17 protein-coding genes are annotated in these 22,594 nt (G+C 56.8%); 8 read left to right on the top strand and 9 right to left on the bottom strand.

The window, feature by feature from the left end:
- Positions 1–6 precede the first annotated feature (6 nt).
- Both KXU80_RS20455 and KXU80_RS20460 read left to right on the top strand, forming a co-directional pair.
- Entirely contained in the window at positions 7–1,191 is a 1,185-nt protein-coding gene (locus KXU80_RS20455; RefSeq protein ID WP_219834985.1) for a TFIIB-type zinc ribbon-containing protein, read from the top strand.
- Positions 1,192–1,447: 256 nt separating this feature from the next.
- The gene (locus tag KXU80_RS20460; protein WP_219834986.1) at positions 1,448–2,572 is read left to right on the top strand and encodes a zinc-dependent alcohol dehydrogenase; all 1,125 of its coding nucleotides are present in this window, start codon (positions 1,448–1,450) and stop codon (positions 2,570–2,572) included.
- A 94-nt stretch (positions 2,573–2,666) separates the two neighbouring features.
- Here the strand turns inward: KXU80_RS20460 and KXU80_RS20465 are convergent, their stop codons facing one another.
- The 5 genes from KXU80_RS20465 to KXU80_RS20485 all read right to left on the bottom strand — a co-directional run bounded on the left by KXU80_RS20465 (position 2,667) and on the right by KXU80_RS20485 (position 8,228).
- Positions 2,667–3,806, bottom strand: a complete 1,140-nt coding sequence (locus KXU80_RS20465) for a GNAT family N-acetyltransferase (RefSeq protein WP_219834987.1) — start codon at positions 3,804–3,806, stop codon at positions 2,667–2,669.
- The gene (locus tag KXU80_RS20470) at positions 3,803–5,080 is read right to left on the bottom strand and encodes a Gfo/Idh/MocA family protein (protein WP_219834988.1); all 1,278 of its coding nucleotides are present in this window, start codon (positions 5,078–5,080) and stop codon (positions 3,803–3,805) included. Before KXU80_RS20470 ends, KXU80_RS20465 begins: the two co-directional genes overlap by 4 nt.
- Before the next feature lie 34 nt (positions 5,081–5,114).
- Positions 5,115–5,957, bottom strand: coding sequence for a carbohydrate ABC transporter permease (locus KXU80_RS20475; protein ID WP_219834989.1), 843 nt, complete (start codon positions 5,955–5,957; stop codon positions 5,115–5,117).
- Positions 5,950–6,822: a carbohydrate ABC transporter permease gene (locus KXU80_RS20480; RefSeq protein ID WP_219834990.1), complete on the bottom strand. Its 873-nt coding sequence runs from the start codon at positions 6,820–6,822 to the stop codon at positions 5,950–5,952. The genes KXU80_RS20475 and KXU80_RS20480 overlap by 8 nt, the downstream gene beginning before the upstream one ends.
- 77 nt (positions 6,823–6,899) lie before the next feature.
- Positions 6,900–8,228: an ABC transporter substrate-binding protein gene (locus tag KXU80_RS20485; protein WP_219834991.1), complete on the bottom strand. Its 1,329-nt coding sequence runs from the start codon at positions 8,226–8,228 to the stop codon at positions 6,900–6,902.
- A gap of 240 nt (positions 8,229–8,468) precedes the next feature.
- Here KXU80_RS20485 and KXU80_RS20490 point away from each other — a divergent pair, with 240 nt between their 5' ends.
- Together KXU80_RS20490 and KXU80_RS20495 are read left to right on the top strand one after the other, a co-directional pair.
- Positions 8,469–10,280, top strand: coding sequence for a sensor histidine kinase (locus tag KXU80_RS20490; RefSeq protein ID WP_219834992.1), 1,812 nt, complete (start codon positions 8,469–8,471; stop codon positions 10,278–10,280).
- Positions 10,255–11,751 (top strand): response regulator transcription factor, encoded by a 1,497-nt coding sequence (locus KXU80_RS20495; RefSeq protein WP_219834993.1) that lies wholly within the window; start codon positions 10,255–10,257, stop codon positions 11,749–11,751. Before KXU80_RS20490 ends, KXU80_RS20495 begins: the two co-directional genes overlap by 26 nt.
- A gap of 5 nt (positions 11,752–11,756) precedes the next feature.
- Here the strand turns inward: KXU80_RS20495 and KXU80_RS20500 are convergent, their stop codons facing one another.
- A complete protein-coding gene (locus tag KXU80_RS20500; protein WP_219834994.1) occupies positions 11,757–13,187 on the bottom strand; it encodes a M81 family metallopeptidase in 1,431 nt (476 codons plus the stop codon).
- A complete protein-coding gene (locus KXU80_RS20505) occupies positions 13,184–13,981 on the bottom strand; it encodes a glucosamine-6-phosphate deaminase (protein ID WP_219834995.1) in 798 nt (265 codons plus the stop codon). The genes KXU80_RS20500 and KXU80_RS20505 overlap by 4 nt, the downstream gene beginning before the upstream one ends.
- 733 nt (positions 13,982–14,714) lie before the next feature.
- Between KXU80_RS20505 and hflX the strand changes: the two genes are divergently transcribed.
- Entirely contained in the window at positions 14,715–15,995 is a 1,281-nt protein-coding gene (gene hflX / locus KXU80_RS20510) for a GTPase HflX (RefSeq protein ID WP_219834996.1), read from the top strand.
- 129 nt (positions 15,996–16,124) lie between these two features.
- Here the strand turns inward: hflX and KXU80_RS20515 are convergent, their stop codons facing one another.
- Together KXU80_RS20515 and KXU80_RS20520 are read right to left on the bottom strand one after the other, a co-directional pair.
- On the bottom strand, positions 16,125–16,970 hold the full coding sequence (locus KXU80_RS20515; RefSeq protein WP_219834997.1) for a DNA-primase RepB domain-containing protein: 846 nt from the start codon (positions 16,968–16,970) through the stop codon (positions 16,125–16,127).
- Positions 16,971–17,016: 46 nt separating this feature from the next.
- Entirely contained in the window at positions 17,017–17,292 is a 276-nt protein-coding gene (locus tag KXU80_RS20520; RefSeq protein WP_219834998.1) for a hypothetical protein, read from the bottom strand.
- Between the two features lie 104 nt (positions 17,293–17,396).
- On the opposite strand from KXU80_RS20520, the gene KXU80_RS20525 reads away from it, so the two are divergent.
- From KXU80_RS20525 to KXU80_RS20535, 3 genes are all read left to right on the top strand, one after another.
- Positions 17,397–19,226, top strand: coding sequence for a sensor histidine kinase (locus tag KXU80_RS20525; RefSeq protein WP_219834999.1), 1,830 nt, complete (start codon positions 17,397–17,399; stop codon positions 19,224–19,226).
- A complete protein-coding gene (locus tag KXU80_RS20530; protein ID WP_219835000.1) occupies positions 19,219–20,748 on the top strand; it encodes a response regulator transcription factor in 1,530 nt (509 codons plus the stop codon). Before KXU80_RS20525 ends, KXU80_RS20530 begins: the two co-directional genes overlap by 8 nt.
- A 150-nt stretch (positions 20,749–20,898) precedes the next feature.
- Positions 20,899–22,419, top strand: coding sequence for an ABC transporter substrate-binding protein (locus KXU80_RS20535; RefSeq protein ID WP_219835001.1), 1,521 nt, complete (start codon positions 20,899–20,901; stop codon positions 22,417–22,419).
- Positions 22,420–22,594: the final 175 nt, after the last annotated feature.

Genomic DNA, 22,594 nt, shown 5'->3' on the forward strand with positions numbered 1-22,594 from the left:
TCCAAGATGGATGAAAATGCACGTGGTGCAGCGCAAGAGCAGACGACCGTTTTCCCCTGCCAGGGATGCGGCGGTCAGATGATGTACGACACGGCCAGCCAAACGCTGAAATGCCGTTATTGCGGCAGCGAACGGCAGGTTGAAGACGGCACGGAACAAGCGCCGGTGGAGTACGAGCTGGATTTCAACGACGAGGACAAGGCTTCCATGAAGGATTGGGGCGCGGAGCAGCAGGTGATCAAGTGCGGCAATTGCAGCGGCGAAATGCTGCTGCCGGCGAACCAAACCGCGGCGGTATGTGCGTTCTGCGGGTCGCCCAAGGTGCTGTCGCAAGGCAATCCGGGGAGCATTCGCCCGGAATCGGTCATTCCGTTTCATGTTTCCCGGGAACAGGCCGCCCAAGCGTTCAACGCGTGGCGCAAGAAGAAATGGTTCATACCGAATGCATTCAAGAAAGGCTCGGTCAGCTCTAACTTGAATGGCATCTACGTGCCGTTCTGGACCTTTGATACGAATACGGATTCCTCGTACCGGGCGGAGGTCGGCGTTTATCATTATCGGATGGAGACGCGTACCCGCGTCGTGAACGGCAAGACCGAAACCTATACGGAGCAGGTCCGTTACACGGTATGGCACTGGACCAGCGGCACCTACAGGCAGTTCTTCAATGATGTGCTTATCCCGGCTTCCGGCCAGTACGACAGTAAGCTGCTGCACAAACTGAACGATTTCAAGCTTAACCAGCTCACCCCGTACAAACCCGAATATCTAAGCGGGTTTATCGCGGAGCGTTACTCGGTTTCCCTCCCGGCAGGCTGGGAAGAAGCCAAATCCCGCGTGGATGCCGAGCTGCAGAGCGAGATTCGAAGCGGGATCAGCGGAGATGAGGTGCGATTTCTGAGCATCGATACGCGCTATTTCGATCAGACCTACAAGCATATTCTACTGCCGATCTGGAATGCGAACTATCTGTATCAAAGCAAAACGTACCGTTATATGGTGAACGGCGAAACCGGGAGCGTTACCGGCCGCGTACCGCGGAGCGGCTGGAAGATCGCGGCATTCGTTCTGGTGTGCCTGGTGCTTCTCGGCGTGATCGGCTTCATCATCGCGCAGCAGCAGTCGAACGATTCCGTGATGCCAGTCGGGGAAGCGGCGAAGGTCAGTGCAAAAATAAAATTGCAGGCATAGGTTGGCCGCTGGACACCGACCGTCCTCGCGCACGCGAAGGACCGCAGGCTGATTACGAATGTGATCGGTTGACGAAGGCCGCCTATACGCCGCAAGAAGGCGATACGCCGCAAGAAGGCGATACGGTGCTGCAGCGCAACCTAGTGAGAATCCGAAAATGACTTCTCTTCTCGAGCCGGCCGCATACGCGGGCCGGCTCGTTCGTTCATGACGATAAAAATTGAGGTGATTAAATAAAGGGCAGGGAGGCTGTTCGGTGCTGCAGAAGATTGCTTATAATGAAGTTGTCCTGCGTCCGCCGTTCTGCGGCGGCACGCGGCAAGGTGAAATCGGCATTTCGGAGAGGGAGGCCATACGAATGAGAACGAAGGCATGGTATGTCAAAGCCCCATTCGACTTCGAGCTTCGCGAAGGCGAGCTTGGCGAGATCGGTGAGGATGAAGTCTTAATAAGGGTCAAAGCCTGCGGCATTTGCGGCACGGACATGACGAGCGCGAAGACGGCCGCGGCGGATTGGGAGCCGATCGGCCACGAGATTTCGGGCATTGTCGAGCAAGCAGGCGCGCGCGTCACGCATGTGCAAGCAGGCAGCACAGTAACGCTGGAGACGAGCACGTTCTGCCGTACCTGCGATTGGTGCCGGGACGGACGGTACGATTTGTGCAATAAGGGACCGAGCTTCTGGGGACGGAATTTCTCCATGGGGTTCGCGGATTATATCGTGGCGCCGAAGGAAGTTGTCGTGCCGTACGAAGGGCTTTCGTTCCCGGTCGCTTCGCTTGTGGAGCCGCTGGGGGTTGCGGTAGATTTGACCGAGGTCGTCGATATTCAAATGGGTGACGACGTGCTGGTGCTGGGCCTCGGACCGATCGGCCTGATGGCGCTGCGGCTGGCGAAGCTGAGAGGCGCCCGCAAAATCTACGCCGCGGCCCGCTCGCACTCCGTCAAGCGCATCGAGACGGCGCTCGCCTTCGGGGCGGACGAGATCATCTATACGGATAAGACGCCGCTCGAGACATATCCGTTCGAGCGGGGCGGCGTGGACCGGGTGCTCGTGACGGCGCCGCCGTCCACGATTCCGTCCGCGTTCAAGGCGGCTCGGACCGGCGGCGTGATCGGCTTCATCGGCATCGAATTCGGTGCCGGGGCTAACATTACGTTCGACGCGAACGAGTTTCACTTCAAGAAGCTGCAGCTGCGCGCCTCGCACGCGACGCCGGCGCTGTTCTTCCCGCGCTGCATCGAGCTCTTGAAATCGGGCGCGGTGGACGGCGATGCGCTCGTCACGCATACGTTCGGACTCGAGCAGTTCGCGGATGCAATGAAAGAGCTGCGCGACGACCGCGGCTCCGCGATCAAGATGGTCATGGTGAATCCTTAATGCAGTAAAGTTCCGGAGCAACGAAGAAACGCGCAGGCCAGCCTGCGCGTTTCTTCGTTTCTATGGTTGTTCGCGGCTTAGAAACTTCGGCCGATTAGATGAAATTCAGCCCGTCCGTATACGGGAACGGAAGCGGGAACAGACTGGCTGCCGCGGCTCCCCAGCCATCAGGCAGCGGCGGGCCGGGCTTGGCGTCGAAGAAGAGTGAAACCAGCTCTTCGTGCGTCAAGACGGCATCCGGCAGTCCGGGCAGCGAGAGAACGGTGCTTCCGTCTTCCGATGACCGCGCGGAAAGCCTTGAGCCGGAGGAGGGAGCGGCTTCTTCCAGATACGGGCGTAATTGATCGATCAGCCGGGCTGCGTCGAGGACGAGCAGCGTGCCTTGATTGCGGATCCGCTCTTTGCGGAATGCGTGCGTGTTCAATGCACCGAGCAGCTCGTGCTCGCTGGCGGTAACGGTGAACGTCAGCCGATCCATGTCCGTATCGAGCATCACATGGGCGAGCAGCTTCAGGAGCGCGCCCGGCTCCCCGGCCCATTCGATAACCCGCGGCGGCTGGTTGGACAGGGAGGTCGGGTGCGCGATGACGGCGAACGCGTCTGGCGATCCGTCCCTGCCTGCAAGATAGACGCGCTGTTTCATTTTATGCCCGCTGATATTCGATTCCGTGCGGATCAGGACGGAGAAGTCCCAGATGCTCTGCTCGAAGGCGGAACGGCGCTCGGCGGCGAGCCGGTGCATCCCGAGCTCGTCCCGGTGCAGCGCTTCCCTCGTCTGCAGCTTAACGGAATCAGGTCTGTTCGCTTCGGCGAAGGCGCGGTTCAGCTCGAAACGGTACGCATCGCCGAACTTCCGGCAGCCGGCGCGGCTGTAAAGCGGACCGTCGCCCGATACAAGCAGCAAGGAGGCGCCGGCTTGGCGTCCGTAAGTCTTGACGGCCTCCAGCAGACGGCTTGCATAGCCTTTGTTCCGAGCGGCTTCTACCGCGTATACGGCGCCGAGAGAGAGGACCGACAAGCGGGCGCTGCCGAGCCTTGCGGTGGCGGGCACGAGGCCCATGAAGACGAGCAGCTCGTTCTCCATGAACAATCCGTGGGAGTGGGATGTCCGGGAATTGAAAATAAAAGGGAAGGCTTCTTTCATGGAGCTCATGTCCCGATCCCGGAAGACTGCGTCGGCGCCGTCCGCGGCGCCTTGCATTTCTTCCTCGGTTAAGAGGCGAATCTCGATCATCGTACGTCCCTCCCCGCAGCCATCAGCTGTTCCGTATAGACATCCATCTCCACGACCTGATGCGTTACCCGCGCATGCTCGGCGGCGAATGCCATTAGATGGCTCTGCACGGAGGTTTTGGCGGAGGTGCGGTTCTCCGCGGCTTCGCTGTTTCGCAAGGAATCGACGAAGCCTTCGATCAGGCGCAGGTCGCCGCCTCCGTGGCCGACATGGCCGCCGGTATCATCGAGGGCGATCAGGGTCGTTTCGCCGCCGAAGCGGATGAGCTCGATCTCGTTCTTATCCATCGCGCCGCGGATTTCCCCCAAGGTGCCCATCAGCTTGAGCGTCCGGTGGTTCTCGTTCGTGAACGCGCTCATCGTAAACGCCGCCGTCACTTCGTTGGCGAATTCCAGGTTGACGACCTGGTGGTCGACGACGTCGTTATCGCAGCGATAGACGCAGCGTCCGTACGGGCCGTTCCGCAGCGCTTCCTCACGCGCCTCGTAGCTCATATCGTTGCTGATGACGGCGGTCGGCCAGGACGTGTCGTCGGTCAGATAGGTTCGCGGCGCATAGTACAGGCATTCGTCCTGCACGGGGCAGCCGTGCAGGCAGTGCGTCGGCGCGCCTTCAGGCGCATTCTCCGAGCGGAAATGAGACAGCGAGCCGAAGGAGGAGATCCGGACGCAGTCGGCACCCGCCAGCCACAGCAGGATGTCGAGATCATGGCAGGACTTTGCCAAAATCATGGGGCTCGATTCGTCGCTGCGCCGCCAGTTGCCACGAACGTAGCTGTGCGCTTGATGCCAGTGCGCCACGTTCTCGTTGTGCTGAATGGACATGAGTCTGCCGACCGCTCCGCCGTCCAGCAGCTCCTTCAGTTTGGCGAAGAACGGAGAGTACCGCAGCACATGGCAAATATCGAAGTGCCGTTCCGTCTGCGCGGCCTTGCGTCCCATCAAGAGACATTCCGCCGGATCGGTCGACATGGGCTTCTCCAGCAGGACATGATAGCCGGCCTCGAGCGCTATGTTGGTTGGCTCGAAGTGCATGCGGTCCTGCAGACAGATTAAGACTGCCTCGGCTAGCTTCGGAGCGGCCAGCAGGTCGCTCCAGTCCGCGTAGGCATTAGCATTATCGATCGCGTGCAGGTGTTGAAAGGCCGCTCTGCGCGCTGGGTCCGCTTCGGCGACGGCGACGACCTTGAGTTTGTCGGGGTGCAGCAAGGCATATTCGGTATAGACATGCCCGCGCTGGCCTGCGCCGATAAGCGCGATTGTCGTAGGTTGCATAGAGGGTTCACTCCATTCAGTAGGGATAGGATGCTTAGCCTTTTACCGCGCCGGCGGTCAGGCTCTCAACGACCTTCTCCTGCGAGAAGACGAAGATGGCGATCGGCGGCAGGATCGTAAGGATGACGGCGGCGAATAGCGCCGGATAATTGTTCGAGAAGGTGCCGAGATAATAGCTGAGCGCAATGGGCACTGTACGTGCCTGATCGCCGCTCGTCAGGACGAGCGCGAAGAAAAATTCGTTCCAGGCGCTCAAGAACTGAAGGATCGCGGCCGTGACCAGGCCGGGGGCCGATAAGGGCAGAATGACGCTGATGAAGGTGACTAGGAATCCCGCGCCGTCGATGCCGGCCGCTTCTTCCAGTGATTTGGGAATGCTAAGGAAGAAGCTGCGCAGGATGAAGAACGAGATCGGAATGCCGAACGCGGCATAGATCAGCACCAAGCCTGTCTTGGTATCGAGCAGGTGAAAGGAGCGCAGCAGCGTGAATATGGGAACGGCAAGTGATTGGGAAGGAAGCAGCATGACCGACGCGACGGCGGCGACGAGCAGCTTCTTCGCTCCGATATGGAAGCGGGCCAGCACATAGGCGAACGGAGCGACGACCAGCACGTTCAGCGCGGTCGTCAGCGTGCAGACGACTAGGCTGTTCCAGAAAAACTTGCCGATCGGTGCCATCTGGAAGGCAGCCGCGTAATTGCCGAACGAGATGCGGGACGGCAGCCCGAAGGCGGAAGCATAGATCTCGCCTCGCGTCTTGAACGAGCCGAGAAACACCCATACAATCGGACCCAGGGACAGCAGCAGGATGACGATGAGCGCCGCGTAGAGCAATAAGGGCGCAAGACGTCTAGCGGTTGCTTTACGCTTAGTCATGGGTTTCACCCAGCTTGAAAGCTTTTCCCGTGATGAAGACGATGAGCAGGCCGATCAGAATTTGCATGACGCTGATGGCATTGGTCATACCGTAGTCGTTATTCAGCGTCGCGGTGTTGTAGAGATAGACGGACAGATTTAGCGTGGAGGCGCCAGGTCCCCCTCTGGTGGTCACGAAGATAGTGTCGAATTGGGTGATCATGCTGACCGCGGCAAGAATGACGCAGGTGCCGATGACGCCGCGAAGCAGCGGAACCAGGATGAATAGATCAATCTGCAGGCGCGATGCACCGTCGATCCGAGCCGCTTCGAGCAGCGAGCCGGAAACGGTTCCAAGCTCCGCCATGACAATGACGGTACAGATGGCGGAATAGAAAATCCAGGTCAGCGTCAGCGCCCAGAAAGCGTATGAACTGTTGCCGAAGAGGTTGACCGGCTGGCCGTGGGCGCCAAGCAGCCGCTGCAGCGGCTTGACGATGCCGAATTCGGGGTTCAGAAGCAGATAGAACATAATACCCGAAGCGACGGTGGGGATAATGCTCGGAATCATATAGATCGCCCGGAAGAACTTCCAGCCCGCGGGCTTGCGGAACAGCATCAGCGCGACCGTGACGCCGATGGCCACACCCACGGTGCATTGGAGCGTGACCCAGAGCAGCGTATGGCGGACGGCGGCCCAGAAGTCGGCGTCATGAAACAGCAGCTGGTCGTAATTGTGCCAGCCGGAGAAGACCGGACTGGAGAATGTCGAGTAGTCCGCGAAGGATGTCCATACGACGTTGATGAGCGGGATACCGATCAGAACGACGAACATGAGCAGACAAGGCAGCAGGAAAGCGGTCATCCATAGCCGGTTGGTTGGCATGGGCGGCGGTACCTCCGTTCGAAGCGGAAGCGCTGGCTTAGCCGCGCCTCCACTCAAGCTTCTGTAGTGTAGTGGGGTTAGTGGTTCTTTTGCGCCGCTTCTTCCAGCTTCTTGGCGAAATCCTCCGGCGTGATCTTGTCGAATGCGAGCTCAGGCAGCTGCTTGCTCAGCGTGTCCAGCGTATTTTGATACCAGTTGGCTTGGTTCTCGCCGAATTGGTATTTGGCTTTCACCGACAATTCGAGCATTCGGCCGATGAGCGGATTCTCCTTGTTGAAATCGCCCGGCACGACCGCTTTGGACGAAACGGGAATGATGCCGGTCATTTTGAGCGAGGTGATCTGATTGTCGAGTGACGTCTCGTATTTCAGGAAATTGACCGCGGCGTCCGTCTTTGCCTTGCTGGCGGCGGAAACCATGTCTCCTGCGCCCGGGACGTTCACCATGCCGTCTTTCGGGAAGAGCATGACGCCGATTTGGCTCGCGAGCCCGTCGGCTGCTTTTTCTTTGTTGCTGAAATCCGGTACCATCCACGGTCCGTTCGCGATCATCGCGACGTCGCCCATGAGGAAGTGCGCGGCCATTGGATCGTATTTGCCGCCGACGGCATCCTGCGTCGTGTAGGATTTGAGCATGGTTTGCAGGTTCTTGAGCGCGTCGACCACCTCCGGCGTATCGAAGTGAACCGGGTGCAGCTCGTTCATGAACTTGTTGCCCTCATCGCTTGACGTGCCAATCATGGCACCGAGGAACATTGAGGAGAGCCATGCAAAATCGTTCGTATCCAGGGATAACGGGGTGATACCTGCTGCCTTCAGCTTCTGGCAGGCCGTAAAAAATTCATCCCACGAAGCGAACGATGTGGCCGGCTCGGGAATTCCCGCTTTTTTGAACAGCGCTTTATTATAATAGATCATGGCGATTTCCTTCTGGTTCGGCACGGCGTAGATTTTGCCGTCAATGCTGTTGCGCTCGAGGGCGCCCGGATCGAAGGTCGCCTTCCATGCCGGATCGGCATCGAAATACGGCGTTAGATCCGCAATTTTCCCAGATTTGACCGCAAGGTCGAGAATGTTGTTTCCGGAGGTCAGGATGACGTCGGGGATATCGCCCGTCGCGAACAGCACCTTGATTTTCTGAGCGTATGCGTCAGTTGTCGGAATTTCCTGCATGTCGAAGCTGACGCCCTTGCCTTGAGGAGAATTAGGAAATTCATCGAACAGCTTCTTGAAGAAGGATGCCGCGTAGTCTTCGCCGACATGGTAATTCAGTACTTTCAGCTTCACCTTGCTGGCCTCGCTGCCGGTATCGGATGCGGAGCCGTTGGATGATTGGCTGGAGCAGCCGGCTAACAACAAGGCTGCTGCTGTCGAAATCATGACGCATTTTGTCACTTTACCTAACATATACACCCTCCTCTATCGTTTGACTTTCTCAGTATAATCAAGCAAACTGAGATTGGTAATGCAAAAACACGGTCAAAATTGATCGAAAATTTGGTTATTTCTGCTTCCCCGCAGCTTGAAAAAGGTTGAAAATACGCGATTCACCTGAAAATTCTATCACGATTTCGACTTTCTATTAATTTGATGGCTTTCTCTTAGCTTCCGTAGATTACGCGATAAGATATAGGGGTGTCAGAGGCCGTGAGAATCTTCCAGATCTTTTCGTTCAACAGCATCCGGTTCAAAATCATTTCCATGACGCTGCTCATCGTTTTTTTCTCGCTTACGGTCATCGGGCTGTACTTTTACCATTCCATCGGCGGCATTCTGAGAACCAATGCCGACGAGAACTTGACGCGTCTTCTCGAGCAGACCAATGACAACCTCGAATCCCAGCTCGGTCTCATCGAGACGTCGATGGTTTCGGTCATCTCCAACCCTGTCATCAACGCGTATCTCGAGAACCAGCCGGGACGGGACTCCTACTCCAAGCTCGTCGCGAAGTCGGAAATCGAAGAGCAGATGATCTACCTGCTCTCGAACAACTACCTTTGGGAGAATAACGTGCTGAATTCGGCCATGATCGTCGATGCGTCCGGCGACAGTTATTACGTGTTCAAGAGCTATGGGCATTTGAACACGCAGATTGCACGGAGTCTAGAGGTCTTCCACAGCTCAGAGAGCCGCTCCGAAAAGACGCAGGTCGTGAATCCTACCTCCAAGTCTCCGAATCTTTATTTCGTCAAAAGCATCCGCAGCATCGTGAATTACGATTATAAAGGAAAAATCATCTTCGGCATCGACGAATCCAAAATTACCGGTCTCTACACCGGCATCTCTCATTACGATAATACGCTGGCGTACTTGACGGACGCGGACGGCTCGATCCTTGCCGCAGCGGACAACTACCTGCTCGGCCGCAAGCTGGGAGCGGACTACGCGCCTTTCTTGAACACGACGCGGTTCAGCCAATCGACGCTGGACGGCACGTCCTATTTCGTCGCGGCCAAGAAGCTCGACGTCTACAACTGGACCTCGATTATCGCGATTCCGCAGAAGCAGGTGCTCTCTCATTTGTCGGAGTCCTTTGCCCGGTTTATTCCTATTGCGTCTGCCATTCTGCTATTCTTCTTAATTGCCGGCTATTTCTTCTCGTCGAAGGCGACGAGGCCGATCATTGATATGATGAAGCGGATCGAAGCGATTCGGCGGGGCGATTATTCCGGGCAAATTCCGGCTTACAAGGAGATGGAGCTGAACAAGCTCGCGACGGTGGTCAATCATATGTCGGAGGAAATCCAGTATTTGATTACGAACGTGTACGAGAGCCAGCTGCTGATCAAGGAATCTGAGCTGAAGTCGCTGCATGCGCAGATGAATCCGCATTTTCTGTTCAACGTGCTGGAGACGATCAGCTGGCACGCGAGAATGGGCGGCCATACGGAGATTTACGAGATGGTCACTTCGCTTGGGTACATGCTGCGGACGAGCCTTGCCGGGAGCGGCAGGCAAATGACGACGGTCCGCGAGGAGCTGGCGTATATTGACTTCTATGTCCTGCTGCAGAAGAAACGGTTCGGAGAACAGCTGCGCGTCGATACCTGGATTCAAGACGAGCGGATCCTGGACAGTTCGCTACCCAAACTCAGCATTCAGCCGATCGTCGAGAACGCCATCGTCCACGGGCTCGAACCGAAGGTTGGCGAAGGGCTAGTCAGTATCTCGATTTTCGAGGACGACGGGCAATTGGTCTTCGTCGTGGAGGATAATGGTGTCGGCTTCGTGCCGGATCAAGGCAATTCCGGCGGCGAACATAATCATATCGCGCTTTACAACGTGAATCGCAGAATTCAATTGATGTATGGCAGCGCTTACGGCGTCGCCATAGAGAGCGAGCCGGGACAAGGAACCGAAGTGACGGTCCGGATTCCGGACGACGGGCGGGAACTGGACGGGAAGGGCGCTCAAGCGGAGGGGAGAGAAGCTTATGTATCGGGTGCTTATCGTGGATGACGAACCGATTATCAGGTCGGGCTTGGTTCACTTTATCGATTGGAAGCAGTACGGCTGCGAAATTGCCGGACAAGCGGGCGACGGTCTCATGGCACAAGAGCAGGTCGCGCGTCTGCTGCCGGATATCGTCATCACGGATATCAAAATGCCGGGTGCCGACGGGATGGAGTTGTCTCGTTTTCTGAGCGTGCAGCACCCGGCTGTCAAAATCATCATGCTGACGGGCCACGCCGATTTCAGCTATGCGCTGTCCGCGATTCAATACGGCGTCGTCGACTTCCTGCTTAAGCCGACGACAAACGAACAGGTCATACGCGCCATCGGCAAAGCAACGGGATTGCTCGATAAGGAACGCGAAGCGGATCAACGGCTTGCGCTCGTGCGCGAGAAGTTTTTTCAAGACATGGTGTACGGCATTCTGGCGGACCGGCAAGCGATTCTTGAGAAGAGCGAGGAGTATCGAATCGGATTCCAGTCGTTCTCGCTCGGTTTGATCGAGGTGCATGCCTTAGAGGGAGCGGGAAACCACGCAGCGATAAAATCGGTCGAACGTGTGATCCTGCATGCCGTCCAAGCCTATCCTGCCTGCGCGTTCGCGATTGGAAGCGACAAGATCGGCATCGCAGCGGGAGCCGAGCCGGCTCAGCTCGCCGAAGCGTTTGCCGGCTTGAACGGATCCGTCGGAAGCCTGCTAGGCTTCAGGATGTCGATCGGCATCAGCGGCTCGCATCCTCGGCTCGACGGTATTCATCCCGCTTACAAGGAAGCGTTGGCGGCATTAGCGGCCGGTGCCGAGAACGAGGCTGTGATTACTTGTTTCCGGGGAGAGATGAATGATCGGGAAGAGTCTTCCCAGTGGCAGGTCCAGTCGTTCTTCGAGCGGATTGCTGCGCTGCTCACGGACAACCGGCTCGACGACGCGCTTCACAACATCCATGAAACATTCGAGTCGAAACGCGTGTTCAAGCGATCGCTCGAGACCTGCAAGCTCGCCGGGATCAAGCTCAGTCTACTGCTGCGCGATGCTTCGCAGCAATCGGTGAGCGACATGCATGACCGGATCATCGCCTGCGAAACGGTCGACGAGGTGGCGGCTGCACTCGCTGCGTATGTCAAGAAAACGGCCATTCCAACCGCTTCCGCGAAGGGCGGCGCCGTCATCGGCAAAATCTACGCGCATATTCAAGATCGTTATCACGAAGACATCTCGCTGCAGTCGATCGCGGACGCAGTCTACCTTAACAGCAGCTATCTGAGCAAGCTGTTTCACAAGGAAACGGGAGAGACGATCACGGAAGCCGTTACGCGGATCAGAATGACGAAGGCCCAAGAGCTGCTGGCCCATTCGAATATCCGCACGAACGAAATTGCCGAGCGCGTGGGCTTGGATAATCCCGCCTACTTCTCGTATCTATTCAAGAAACGGTTCGGCTGCACGCCGAAGCATTACCGGGAATCGCTGCGCCAGTAGCGGCCTCACATCGAATCCAGCGGATAGATCGGGCGCGGAAGCCGTTCGTACGGCAGCTCCGCCAGCCGTTCGTTGGTGTCACCCGGCGTCAGCGCCAGGATGGTTCTGGCGGCAAGTGCTTTGTAAGCAGGGCTTAAGTAGCCGCTCTTCACCGCGATGATGTCGTAGGATGCGAGGATAAGACCAAGCTGCTCGAGAATACCTGGATCATAGACGGCGGTGCGTTTATCGCAGAGGACGACGGTTACGCCGCCGTCGGCGGTTTGGACGACGGCGTAATTCACCGCCATAACGGTTCCGAGCTGCATGACCGTGACCGCGAGCGGCAGCGGCGAAGGCGAGGCTTCATCCGGATGAAGCCTGCCAAGCATTAGATGCGCTTCTTCACCTACGCCTGACGCCGTGCAGGTCAGCACGGCGCCGGGGTCATAAATCGCGGCAACCAGCGCATGCTGCACGCCCCGCTCGATTAATGTTTGGACGATCAGCGCGACATCCTGCGACGCGCCTGCCGTCGGATTATCGCCGGAATCCGAGAGGATAACCGGCTTGTTCGGTTCCTGTACGGCGCGGTCGATCGCTTCCTCGAGCGTCGCCGCCTCGGTCGAGAAGGCAAAGTCATGGCGCCTGCCCCAGAACATGTCTGCGAGCCGCTTCGCCGACTCGTGAAGCTGCGACAGCTCGTCAGCACGTCCGCTGACGACGGCCGCGCAGCCGCCGAAGGGCGAATCCGCCCAGGGGAAGCCGAGCAGATAGGATGCACTGCGCACGCCGGGCTCAAGATCCTCGCGGCGAAGCGCCTCCATGAGATCCTGCATAGGTTGAACGCCCGTCTCCGACTGCTCTCCTGCGAGCAGAACGGGAATAGGAAGCCATGCATTGGCAAGGCGAATCCCCGTTGTAATGGATTCATGCAGCATCGCTGCAGCTCTACGGCCTGTATCGAACTCATCGATATGTGGCGCAGTGCGGTAGGCGGCGAAGGCATTCGCCTGCTCCATCATGGCCGCCGTGATCGTCGCGTGCATATCAAGCGCGCAAACGATAGGCATATCCGCGCCTGCGATTTCCCTTATTCTCCCCAGCAATTCGCCTTCAGCATCATCGTAACCTTCCGCACACATGGAACCATGCAGCGCTAAGCAAATGCCGTCGATCGGCCCGCAAGCGGCGATACCTGATGCAATTCGGCCAATTATGGCTTCGAACGCCGCGGCCTCCACGAGACCGGAAGGCAGGGCGCGGGCGAAATAAACGGGCAGCACCTCTGCGCTCAAGTCCGCAAGCGTACGAAGGACGCCGTCGAATACGGTTCCCCTCCAGCGTTCGACCGCATAGACTCCGCTGCCTTCGGCAAGGGTGAAGTCGGCCAAGCCGGTGCGGAGCGAGGTGAAGGTGTTGGTTTCGTGCATCATGCCGGCAACGGCGATTCTCATTGCATCCGCTCCCACTTCAGGCCGGAGGAAATTCCCCGCTTAGTCAACTCCTCTTCCGCCCGCAGCAAGCCTGCGGCAGCGGCTTCGTCCAGCACAACCTCGGCGTTCGGGTGCAGCTGCAGCAGGCTCGCGGGCACCTCGGTCGTGATCGGTCCCGTCAGCGCGCGGGCAATCATGTCCGACTTCTCTGCGCCTACGGCGACCAAGCTGATCTGTCTGGTCTTCATGACCGTTCCCCAGCCGAAGGTAATGGCTTGCTTCGGCACATCGGCCAGCACGCCGCCGAATAACGGCGCATACAGCTCCCGGTTCACCTCTGCGATCTCCGTCACGAAGCTGCGCGCCGGAAGGGCGGGCGCGGGCTCGATGAAGCAGATATGCCCGTTCATGCCAAGGCCGATCAGCTGATAGTCGATTCCGCCGTGCGCCTCGATGAATTGCTCCATGCGTTCGCATTCTGCAAGGGGGTCAAGGGTCATGCCGTCCGGGATGAAACGCCTGTCTTCCGCGTGGCGGATATGATCGAAGAAATGACGCTTCATATACGTGTAATAGCTCTCCTCATGCGCTTGCGGAATGCCGAGCTGCTCGTCCGGATTCACGAACCAGCTGGAGGATAAATCGAGCTGTCCCTGCGCTTCGCGCGCGATGAGCTCCTGGTAGATCCCGGTCCGAAGCGGCGTATTGCCGGTCGTCCAGGCAAACAGCGCCTGCGGCTTCGCGGCTGCAACGCGCACCACGCGATCGGCGATGTACGGTCCGATCTCGCTGAGCGGCTGGATAAGAATGTTCATAGTGTCGAGGCCTCCTCATGAGTAAGAGATAGCGGGAGCGAGTGATGCTGCGCGTCCATCTATTTAGCATGGCAAATAAGGAAGGACTTGTCGATGTCATAAAGCGCATATTTCATGCATTTGTTTGACGCGGCTTATGGAATGTGTGCCGTTCGGGTGCGCTTAAGCCCGAATGCAGGGGATTAGGCGATCGCTGCGAGGAGAGCATCATGCAAAAAGAGGCATCGTACGATGCCTCTTTTTGCTATGCGAGGCCGGACGAGCACGGCTTCCAGTTGTTTGCAAATCCGGCAAACGCGTGTTAGAATGGCCTTACTTCAACTGGAACGGAGGGTTACGTGTGATAGACTGGATCCGAGTTAAATCTTTGCGCGGCTAATTGAATAGCGCCAAGGCTCTGCCTGCGTGCAGAGGACTCAGGATAGGTCTGTCCCATAAGGTAGCCCATAGATGACTTGAGCGCGAGCTGCAGCCGGATGAAGGTCCGGAGCCCGCGCCGCCTTTAGGGATGAATAGGATTCGGTGAGCGCCGAATATAACTTGCCATTCGCGGCGAGTTTCTTTCGGAGTGCTGAACGAATCGACCGTTTGGCCCGCTGCCCGGAAGCTCGCGCTTCCGGCATCGGGTGTCCTGCGAACTCCTCTTTTCTTAGCCGAAAACACGCACAGGCTTGCGCGCCCGTGCGTGTTTTTGTCATCGTCCACCCGTCTCAATCGAAGGAGGAACTACGATATGGAACAAGTGAACAATAGAGCCGTTGTTGTCGGCGTGAATTTGAATGACCGTGCAGATTTTGCCTACTCGATGGAGGAGCTCCGCAATTTGGCGGATGCCTGCAATATCGAGGTTGTCGGCGAGCTGACCCAGAAGATGCCGAAGATCAACGGCCCGCATTACCTTGGCAGCGGCAAGATTGAGGAATTGTCAGCGCTCGTGGAGGGCGTGGATGCCTCGACCGTTATTTTCAACGACGAGCTGTCACCTTCGCAGCTCCGCAATCTGGAGAGCGCGCTGCAGAAGAAGGTCATGGACCGGACGCTGCTCATTCTCGATATCTTCTCCGAACGGGCGCAGACGCGCGAAGCCCAGCTGCAGGTGGAGGTTGCGAAGCTGCAGTATATGCTTCCGCGGCTCACCGGCCTGCGTGAATCGCTGGGTCGTCAGGGCGGCGGCTCCGGCATGAAGAACAAGGGGACGGGCGAGACGAAGCTGGAGCTTGACCGCCGCCGCATCGAAGAGCGCATCTCGGCCCTGCAGGCCGAGCTCGAGAAGCTCGTCTCGCGGCGCCAAGTGCAGCGCAAGCAGCGCCAGAAAACCGGCGTGCCCGTCATCTGTCTCGTCGGGTACACCAATGCAGGCAAATCAAGCCTCATGAACGCGATTCTAAGCCGCTATATGCCGGATTCCAGCAAGCAGGTGCTGGCCAAAGACATGTTGTTCGCGACGCTGGAGACATCGGTCCGCAGCATCGAGCTGCCGGATAACAAATCGTTCCTGCTCACGGATACGGTCGGCTTCGTCAGCCAGCTGCCGCATCATTTGATTAAGGCGTTCCGCTCGACGCTGGAGGAGGTGGCTGAGGCCGACCTGCTCGTGCAGGTCGTCGATTACGCCAACCTGGAATACGAGCGGCTCATCGAGGTGACCAATGACACGCTCAGGGAGCTCGGGGCCGGTCATATCCCCATGATTTACGCGTATAACAAGACCGATCTCACCGGCGAGCGTTATCCGCGGACGGACGAGGATAAGGTCTATCTCTCCGTCAAGGAGAATCAAGGGCTGGAAGAGCTGGTTGCGCTCGTGCGGGATCGGATCTTCCAGGATTACGTGCAGGTCGAGGTCGTCATTCCATTCTCGGAAGGCCGCTTGATCGCCTTCTTCAACGCGAATGGAAACGTGCAGGCTACGAGCTATGAGGAGAACGGGACCCGGCTGACGATGGAGTGCAAGCGGGTCGATTATGAGAAATACCAGCATTTATTTGTCGAGCCGCAGCCTGCGGAGCAGTAATTGCCTGCGGCTGCAGGCCGCACAGTCTGGAAGGGCCGGCAAAATCACAAAAAAGGCTTCACAGCGCAATTCGCGTTGTAAAGCCTTTTTTGCGTACTGCGGCGCGAGGGTCGCCTAACCGCGGAGTCGTCATAAGGATAACCCTAATTTCCGGATGAGCTCGGGCTGCGTAAACGACTGCTTCCGCCCCCAGCGCTTGACGCGAACAAGATAAGGGCTTGCCGGATTCTTCCGATGATAGAAGCCGGGTACGCGCATGACGCGGGTGAGGTCCGTGATTTTGGGATCGGAGTTAAACTTGCGGGCGAGCGCTTGTTGAATGGAAACGAACCGGCTGATCGATCCGTTTCGGATGGTCCAGTAGATGTGGAAGCCGTTCTTGGTCTCGACGATCATCGCGCCGCGGATGAGCTTCCGGTGCTTGGCAAGAAACTTCTGTTTGAGCTGCCGCACTCTCCGTTTGCCGCGCTGGGCGAGCAGCCGATAGCGCCCTTGCTTCGTGCGTGTCACGGTGACGGATTCGATCTGCTCCACGGGGTCGGCTTGCAGCTCCTGCAAGCGCTGCTCCGCTTCCTCGCGCGTCGGCAGCATTTCGGAGATTTTGTTGAGATCGACATCGATGAAATGAGCGCGTACCGCCTGGAAGTCACCGCGCGCCTGCTCCCGGTAATTGACGGTCATGAACACCGCATAGCCCTCGTCGTTCTTGCGCAGCAGCGGCACCTTCTGCTTCGTGCGGGTCAGCAGCGTAATCCGCGACAGCCGGCGCTCGAGCTTCTTCATCGGCTTATGCAGCGTCATCGCCCGCGTCTTGCTCTGTGAGGTGGGCAGGACGGGCTTGCGCGCCATCGTGTCATGGACGAGCGTGAAATGCAAGGTCTGCTTTCGCTTGCAGCCAAGCTTCTTGATAAAATGCCGAAATTGACGGGATCGCTGTCCCATGCGGCTGGCGTGAAGAATCAAACGCTGCTCCATTGATTCACATCCCTCTGGTAGACTGGCGTACACGGCGGTTCTTTTCCTAACCAATCTTATTCAGCCTTGCAGCCGCGCGTGTGGTCGCTCGTACCCCTTGCAGGAAGAGAATGCTGGAATCATCGCCGAAATACTTGAAAATCCAAGCAATCGCAATACTTGCGCCCTGTTCGCTGACCTGTGAATAGAAGAGAATAATCGCCAAGGGCCGCAGCCGCGAATGGATGACGGAAGCATCGTCCCGGAAGCTCGGGTTTATGTAGTTCGCGCAGCGGCTCCTTCGGTCTGATAACGGAGGAGGCTTGTAATTGAAGCCGCGCAAGGCCCGCCTCCACAGCGGGCTTTTTGCTTCGCATGCAAGCCGCAGGCCGTTAATGTTATAATGTCGGCAATCCTATAATTTGCTCCGAGAGAAGGCCCAGGCCCTTGAGATTTCGCAAGATTTACAGGAACTACATTCAGAATAACCTGTTCGTCAAAGTCATCCTTGTGTTTGCGATTATTATCAATCTGACTATTATTACGCTCTCGTATCTGCTCTTTAATATCATGTCGGCTTCCATTGTCAATAATGAGCTGAACAACCAGAAGCAGGCGATGGAGCGGGTCAATCGCTATATGGAACAGAAGTATGAATGGGTACAGAACACGGTGCAGGATATCTACCGGAACGGCATGCTTTCCAGCAATGCGTCTTTTTTTCTAAGACATTCGTACAACGATTACGCACAGTACATGCTGGATCAGGATTACGCGGTGGGCAACGCAAGCGCGGTGGATATTCTAAGCTACCTGGAGAGCCGGATGGATGCCGACCCCGATATCCAGAATATATTGCTCTACAGCCCAGAGCTGCAGCAGATGTACGCCTTTAACCTGAACGGCCCGCGCAGGCTCTATTCGACGAATTCGGCCCGCTCGTATATTCCCGAGATTATGGCGGCGGAGGGGCCGGTAGCGGCGACACCGAACTTCTGGATTCGGAAGCTGATCGGCCAGTGGAACACGCAGCTCTATTCCATGCGCAGCCAGGTGAACGATAAGAATACATTGAAGAATATCGGGCAGCTGCTCGTTTATTTCGACGCCGGCATGGTGAACCGCTCGCTCGATCAGAAGCGTTCGCCCCTGACAGGGACCATTCTGGTGCTGACGCCGGACGGACAGGTTTTGTCCGATTCCTCCAACCATTATTATGGCAAAGTATTTCCTTATATGAAGCAGGTCGGCTCGCTCAAGGAGACTGTCCTGCTGGACGAGCCTTCGTATCTCTTTACGCTGACGCAGAACAAAGCAGGGTTCATCGTCGTGGGCATAGCCCCGAAGAGTGAAGTCGCCAAAGCCTATGCAGGGCTGCAGCGAACAATCATCCTGATCAGCTCGGTATGCATTCTCGTTGCGGTCATTATTCCGTCCCTTGTCATCTTCAATATCGCGCGGAGGACGAACCGGATCGTGCATTTCATGCGGAAGGTGGAAGGCGGCGATCTGAATGCCCGTCTGCAGGACGCCAGAGAGGACGAGCTCGGCCAAATCTCGCACAGCTTCAACGATATGCTGGATGAGCTCGGCCGGCATATCGACCGGGAATATAAGGCAGAGCTGCGTCTGAAGCAGACGGAGCTCGCCGCGCTGCAGGCGAGAGTCAATCCGCATTTTCTCTATAATACGCTGGAGGTTATCCGCATGCGGGCAGTGTCCCAGGGGGCGGTCGACGTCGGCGCTATGATCTACAGCCTGGCCGCGTTGTTTCGCAATACGGTCAGTCTTCAAACGGAGATCACGCTCGGCGAGGAGCTTGAGATGTGCAGACTGTACTTGGAGCTGTTCCGCATCCGCTATAAGGACAAGTTCACGTATGCCATCCACTGCGAGCAGGAGCTGTTGTCGATTCCCGTATCGAAGCTGCTCTTGCAGCCGATCGTGGAGAACTACATCGTCCACGGCATGGAGTCGAGGCGCAAGGATAATCGGCTGACAATCGAGGCCGTCCAAGAGAACGGCTTGATTCTCGTTCGCGTGCGCGACAACGGCAAAGGCATTGAACCGGATAAACTTGGGCATATCATGCATAGATTAAAGCTGCCGGAAGCTGAGGGACGCGAATCCTTCGGACTGCGCAGCGTGCATGAACGAATCAGGCTCATACATGGGCCAGCCCACGGGCTGAGCATGGAGAGCCTGCCTGGGAGAGGAACCACGGTGACCGTCAGCTGGCCGGCCGCGGAGATGAGGGAGGATACTGGCGATGTATAAAGTATTGCTCGTGGACGACGAGCCATTCATCACGGAAGGACTGAGCGACGCGGTAGACTGGTCGTCCTTCGGCTTTGAGATCGTGGGCAGCGCGGAGGACGGAGAGGAGGCGCTGGAACGGCTGCACGAGGTGCCTGTCGATCTGCTGATCACGGATATCTCCATGCCGATTATGACGGGACTTGCGCTCATCCGGGAAGCAAGACTGCTGCTGCCGCAGCTGAAGGTTATAATTCTGAGCGGGTTCAATGAATTCGATTATTTGAAGGAAGGCATGCGCCTTGGCATCGAGAACTACCTGCTGAAGCCGATCCGCTTCGAGGAGCTGGAAGCGACGCTGAGCGATACGGTCCGCAAGCTGAACGCGGACAAGCCGGCGCCTTCCTTCGGACAGGACGAGCTCGGCATTCTGCGCGATAACATCATGACCCGCTGGGCGAACGGGCGAATTATGCTCTCCGAGCTGACGGAGCGGACCGAGCTGCTCGGCATCGATCTTTCGCAGCCTTACGTCGCGCTGGCCATTATTCGGCCTCATGCGACGGCTGGCGCGGGGGCAGCTAATCCCGATCCTGCAGCTGTGCTGCCCGAGGCGGACGGCGTGACGTTCGTCCCGTTCTACAATGAAGAGGGCGAGCTCGTCGTGGCATGCTGCATAGACGGCGCGGATGAAGGAAAAGCTAGGGTGACGCAGGCGCTGGAAAGCTTGGCGGCGCATTGGGAAAGCCGCCATATCCGTCTCCGCATCGCGATCGGAGAGGTACAGCCGATGGCCCTAGCTGCGCAAAGCTACGAACAGGCACGCAAGGCGCAGCAGTTCTTCCTCGTGCTGCCGGACAAGCTCCTGCTCCATTATGCTGAAATCTCGTCCTCGGCATCGATGTTTCCTGCTGGGCTGCTTGATTGGGAAGCCTACGCGAAGCCGATTATGGCGAAGGACAAAGAGGGGCTGCTAAGCCGGATCCAAGCCGATTTTACAGCGATACGTTCTGCGGAGGGCATGAATCCGGGGCGTGCGAAAGCCGCGGCTGTGGAGCTGATGATTCGGATGAAGATGGAGGTCGACAAGCTCGGACGCGCGGACTCCCCCGAGATCTATAAGGAGCTGCTTGCCCAAGTCGTAGCCGCAAATGTGCTGGAGGACGTGGAAGAAGCCGTCAAGGCGGCCTCCTTCTTCGCCGTAGATTCCTTCTCCGGCGAAGATATGAGCCCGGTCATCAAGCAGGCGCTGCGATTTATTCAAGAGCATTACGCGGAAGCGATGACGCTGAAATCGCTCGGCACCCAGTTTCATATCCATCCCAATTATTTGGGCCAGCTCTTTCACAAGCAAACGGGCGATACGTTCACGGATTACTTGAACAAGTACCGCATCGACAAAGCCAAGGAACTTCTGGCCGGGAGCAGCTTGAAGGTCAATGAAATCGCGAGACAAGTCGGGTACTGGGAAATCGGATATTTCTATAAACAGTTCAAGAAACATGTCGGTATCGTGCCCGGCGAATATAAGGACCTGCTGTAGCGCCAATCTGCGCGGCAGCGGTTCCTTTCTTTATTTTGTACACTTATTCTTTGGTTTGTCTTATTTTTGAAAATGTTTTCATCCTCTAAGATTGAACTATGAGTTACAGCAACACAAGACGCAGCACAAAGACAAAAGGGAGGCAACACCATGCAATTCACAAGCAAGAAAATGACTATCGGACTTACGTCCAGCTTGGCTGCAATGCTTTTGCTCAGCGCTTGCGGCAACAGCGGCAGCAACAGCAGCAATGGCAACACAGCTTCCAATAACGCTGCATCCGGCAATGCGTCCGGCAGCAACAGCAGCGCGGAACCAGTTGAACTGAACTGGTACACGATCGGCACGCCTCAGAAAGACGTTGACAAAGTTATGGCAGCTGTCAGCGACTACACGAAAGGCAAAATCGGCGCAACGGTTAAAATGACGATGATCGACTGGGGCGATTACAACCAGAAGCTGCAAGTATTGACGGCTTCCGGCGCAGATATGGACATCATGTTCACGGCTGCATGGGCGTTCGATTATGTGCAAAACGCGCGTAAAGGCGCATTTGCTCCAATTGACGATCTGTTGAAACAGTACGGCAAAGGCATTACCGATACGCTGGATCCGGCTTTCCTGGAAGGCTCCAAAGTAGACGGCAAAAACTACGGCATCCCGGCGTACAAAGAGCTTCCGGCTCAAGAAGTATGGCGCTTCAACAAGAAGATTCTTGACGAGAACAAGCTCAGCATCACAGGGATTCGCTCCCTGGAAAGCCTTGAGCCTTTGCTTAAGACCGTTAAACAAAAGAATCCGGACGTAACGCCGATGCAAGTGGACAAGAACTTCACGCCGTACATTCCTTACGACTACTTGATCGAGAAGTTCCCGCTGGCTGTCAAATTGGACGACACGGGCTACAAAGTCGTAAATGTTTTCGAAACGCCTGAAATGAAACAAGCCCTGACGACGATGCACAAGTACTACTTGGCAGGTTACGTTCCGACTGAAGCCGCAACGCTGGAATCGTCCTCGGACGTTCAAGCGACAGGCAAATGGTTCGCCGACAAAGCATCGACGCAGCCGTTCGCGGACAACGTATGGTCGACAAGCTACGGCTACCCGATCGTTTCGACGCCGCAAAGCGACGCGCTGATCTACAACTCGTCGGTAATGGGCTCCATGCAAGCGATCTCCGCTAACTCCAAGCACAAAGAGAAAGCAATGGAATTCCTGAACCTGCTGAATACGGATCCGGTTCTTCGCAACATGGTTGACTCCGGTATCGAAGGCACGCACTACAAGAAAACGGACGGCAACTACATGGAAAACCTGCCGGAATCCAAGAACTACGACATGCCTACGTTCTCGCTCGGCAACATCATGCTGACTTACCTGAACCCAGGGGATCCAGCTGACAAATGGGAACAATTCAAGAAATACAACGCTGCAGGCAAGCCTTCCATCCTGCTCGGCTTCAACTTCGATCCAACGAAAGTATCCAATGAAATCGCCGCTGTACAAAATGCCAAAGAAGCATTCTGGGCACCGCTGATGACAGGTACTGTTGATCCGGAGAAATACTTGCCGCAAGCAATCAAGAAAATCAACGAAGCAGGCCTTGACAAAATCATGGCTGAAGCGCAAACGCAGCTTGATGCATGGAAAGCAACGAAAGCGAAGTAAGTATCATAGCACAAAGGGCGAATGTTCGGTCATTCGCCCGTTTTTTTGATTCATTGGGAAAGGGTCCTGATTTGGGTCTTTTCCCAATGAATTCAAGGGATGTAACGGTCCCGCAGCTTGAATCTGCGGGACTCGGTACAGCCGATTACGGACGAACAACCGCAGAGCAGTCAGA

This window comes from Paenibacillus sp. R14(2021), assembly GCF_019431355.1.
Lineage (GTDB): Bacteria > Bacillota > Bacilli > Paenibacillales > Paenibacillaceae > Paenibacillus_Z.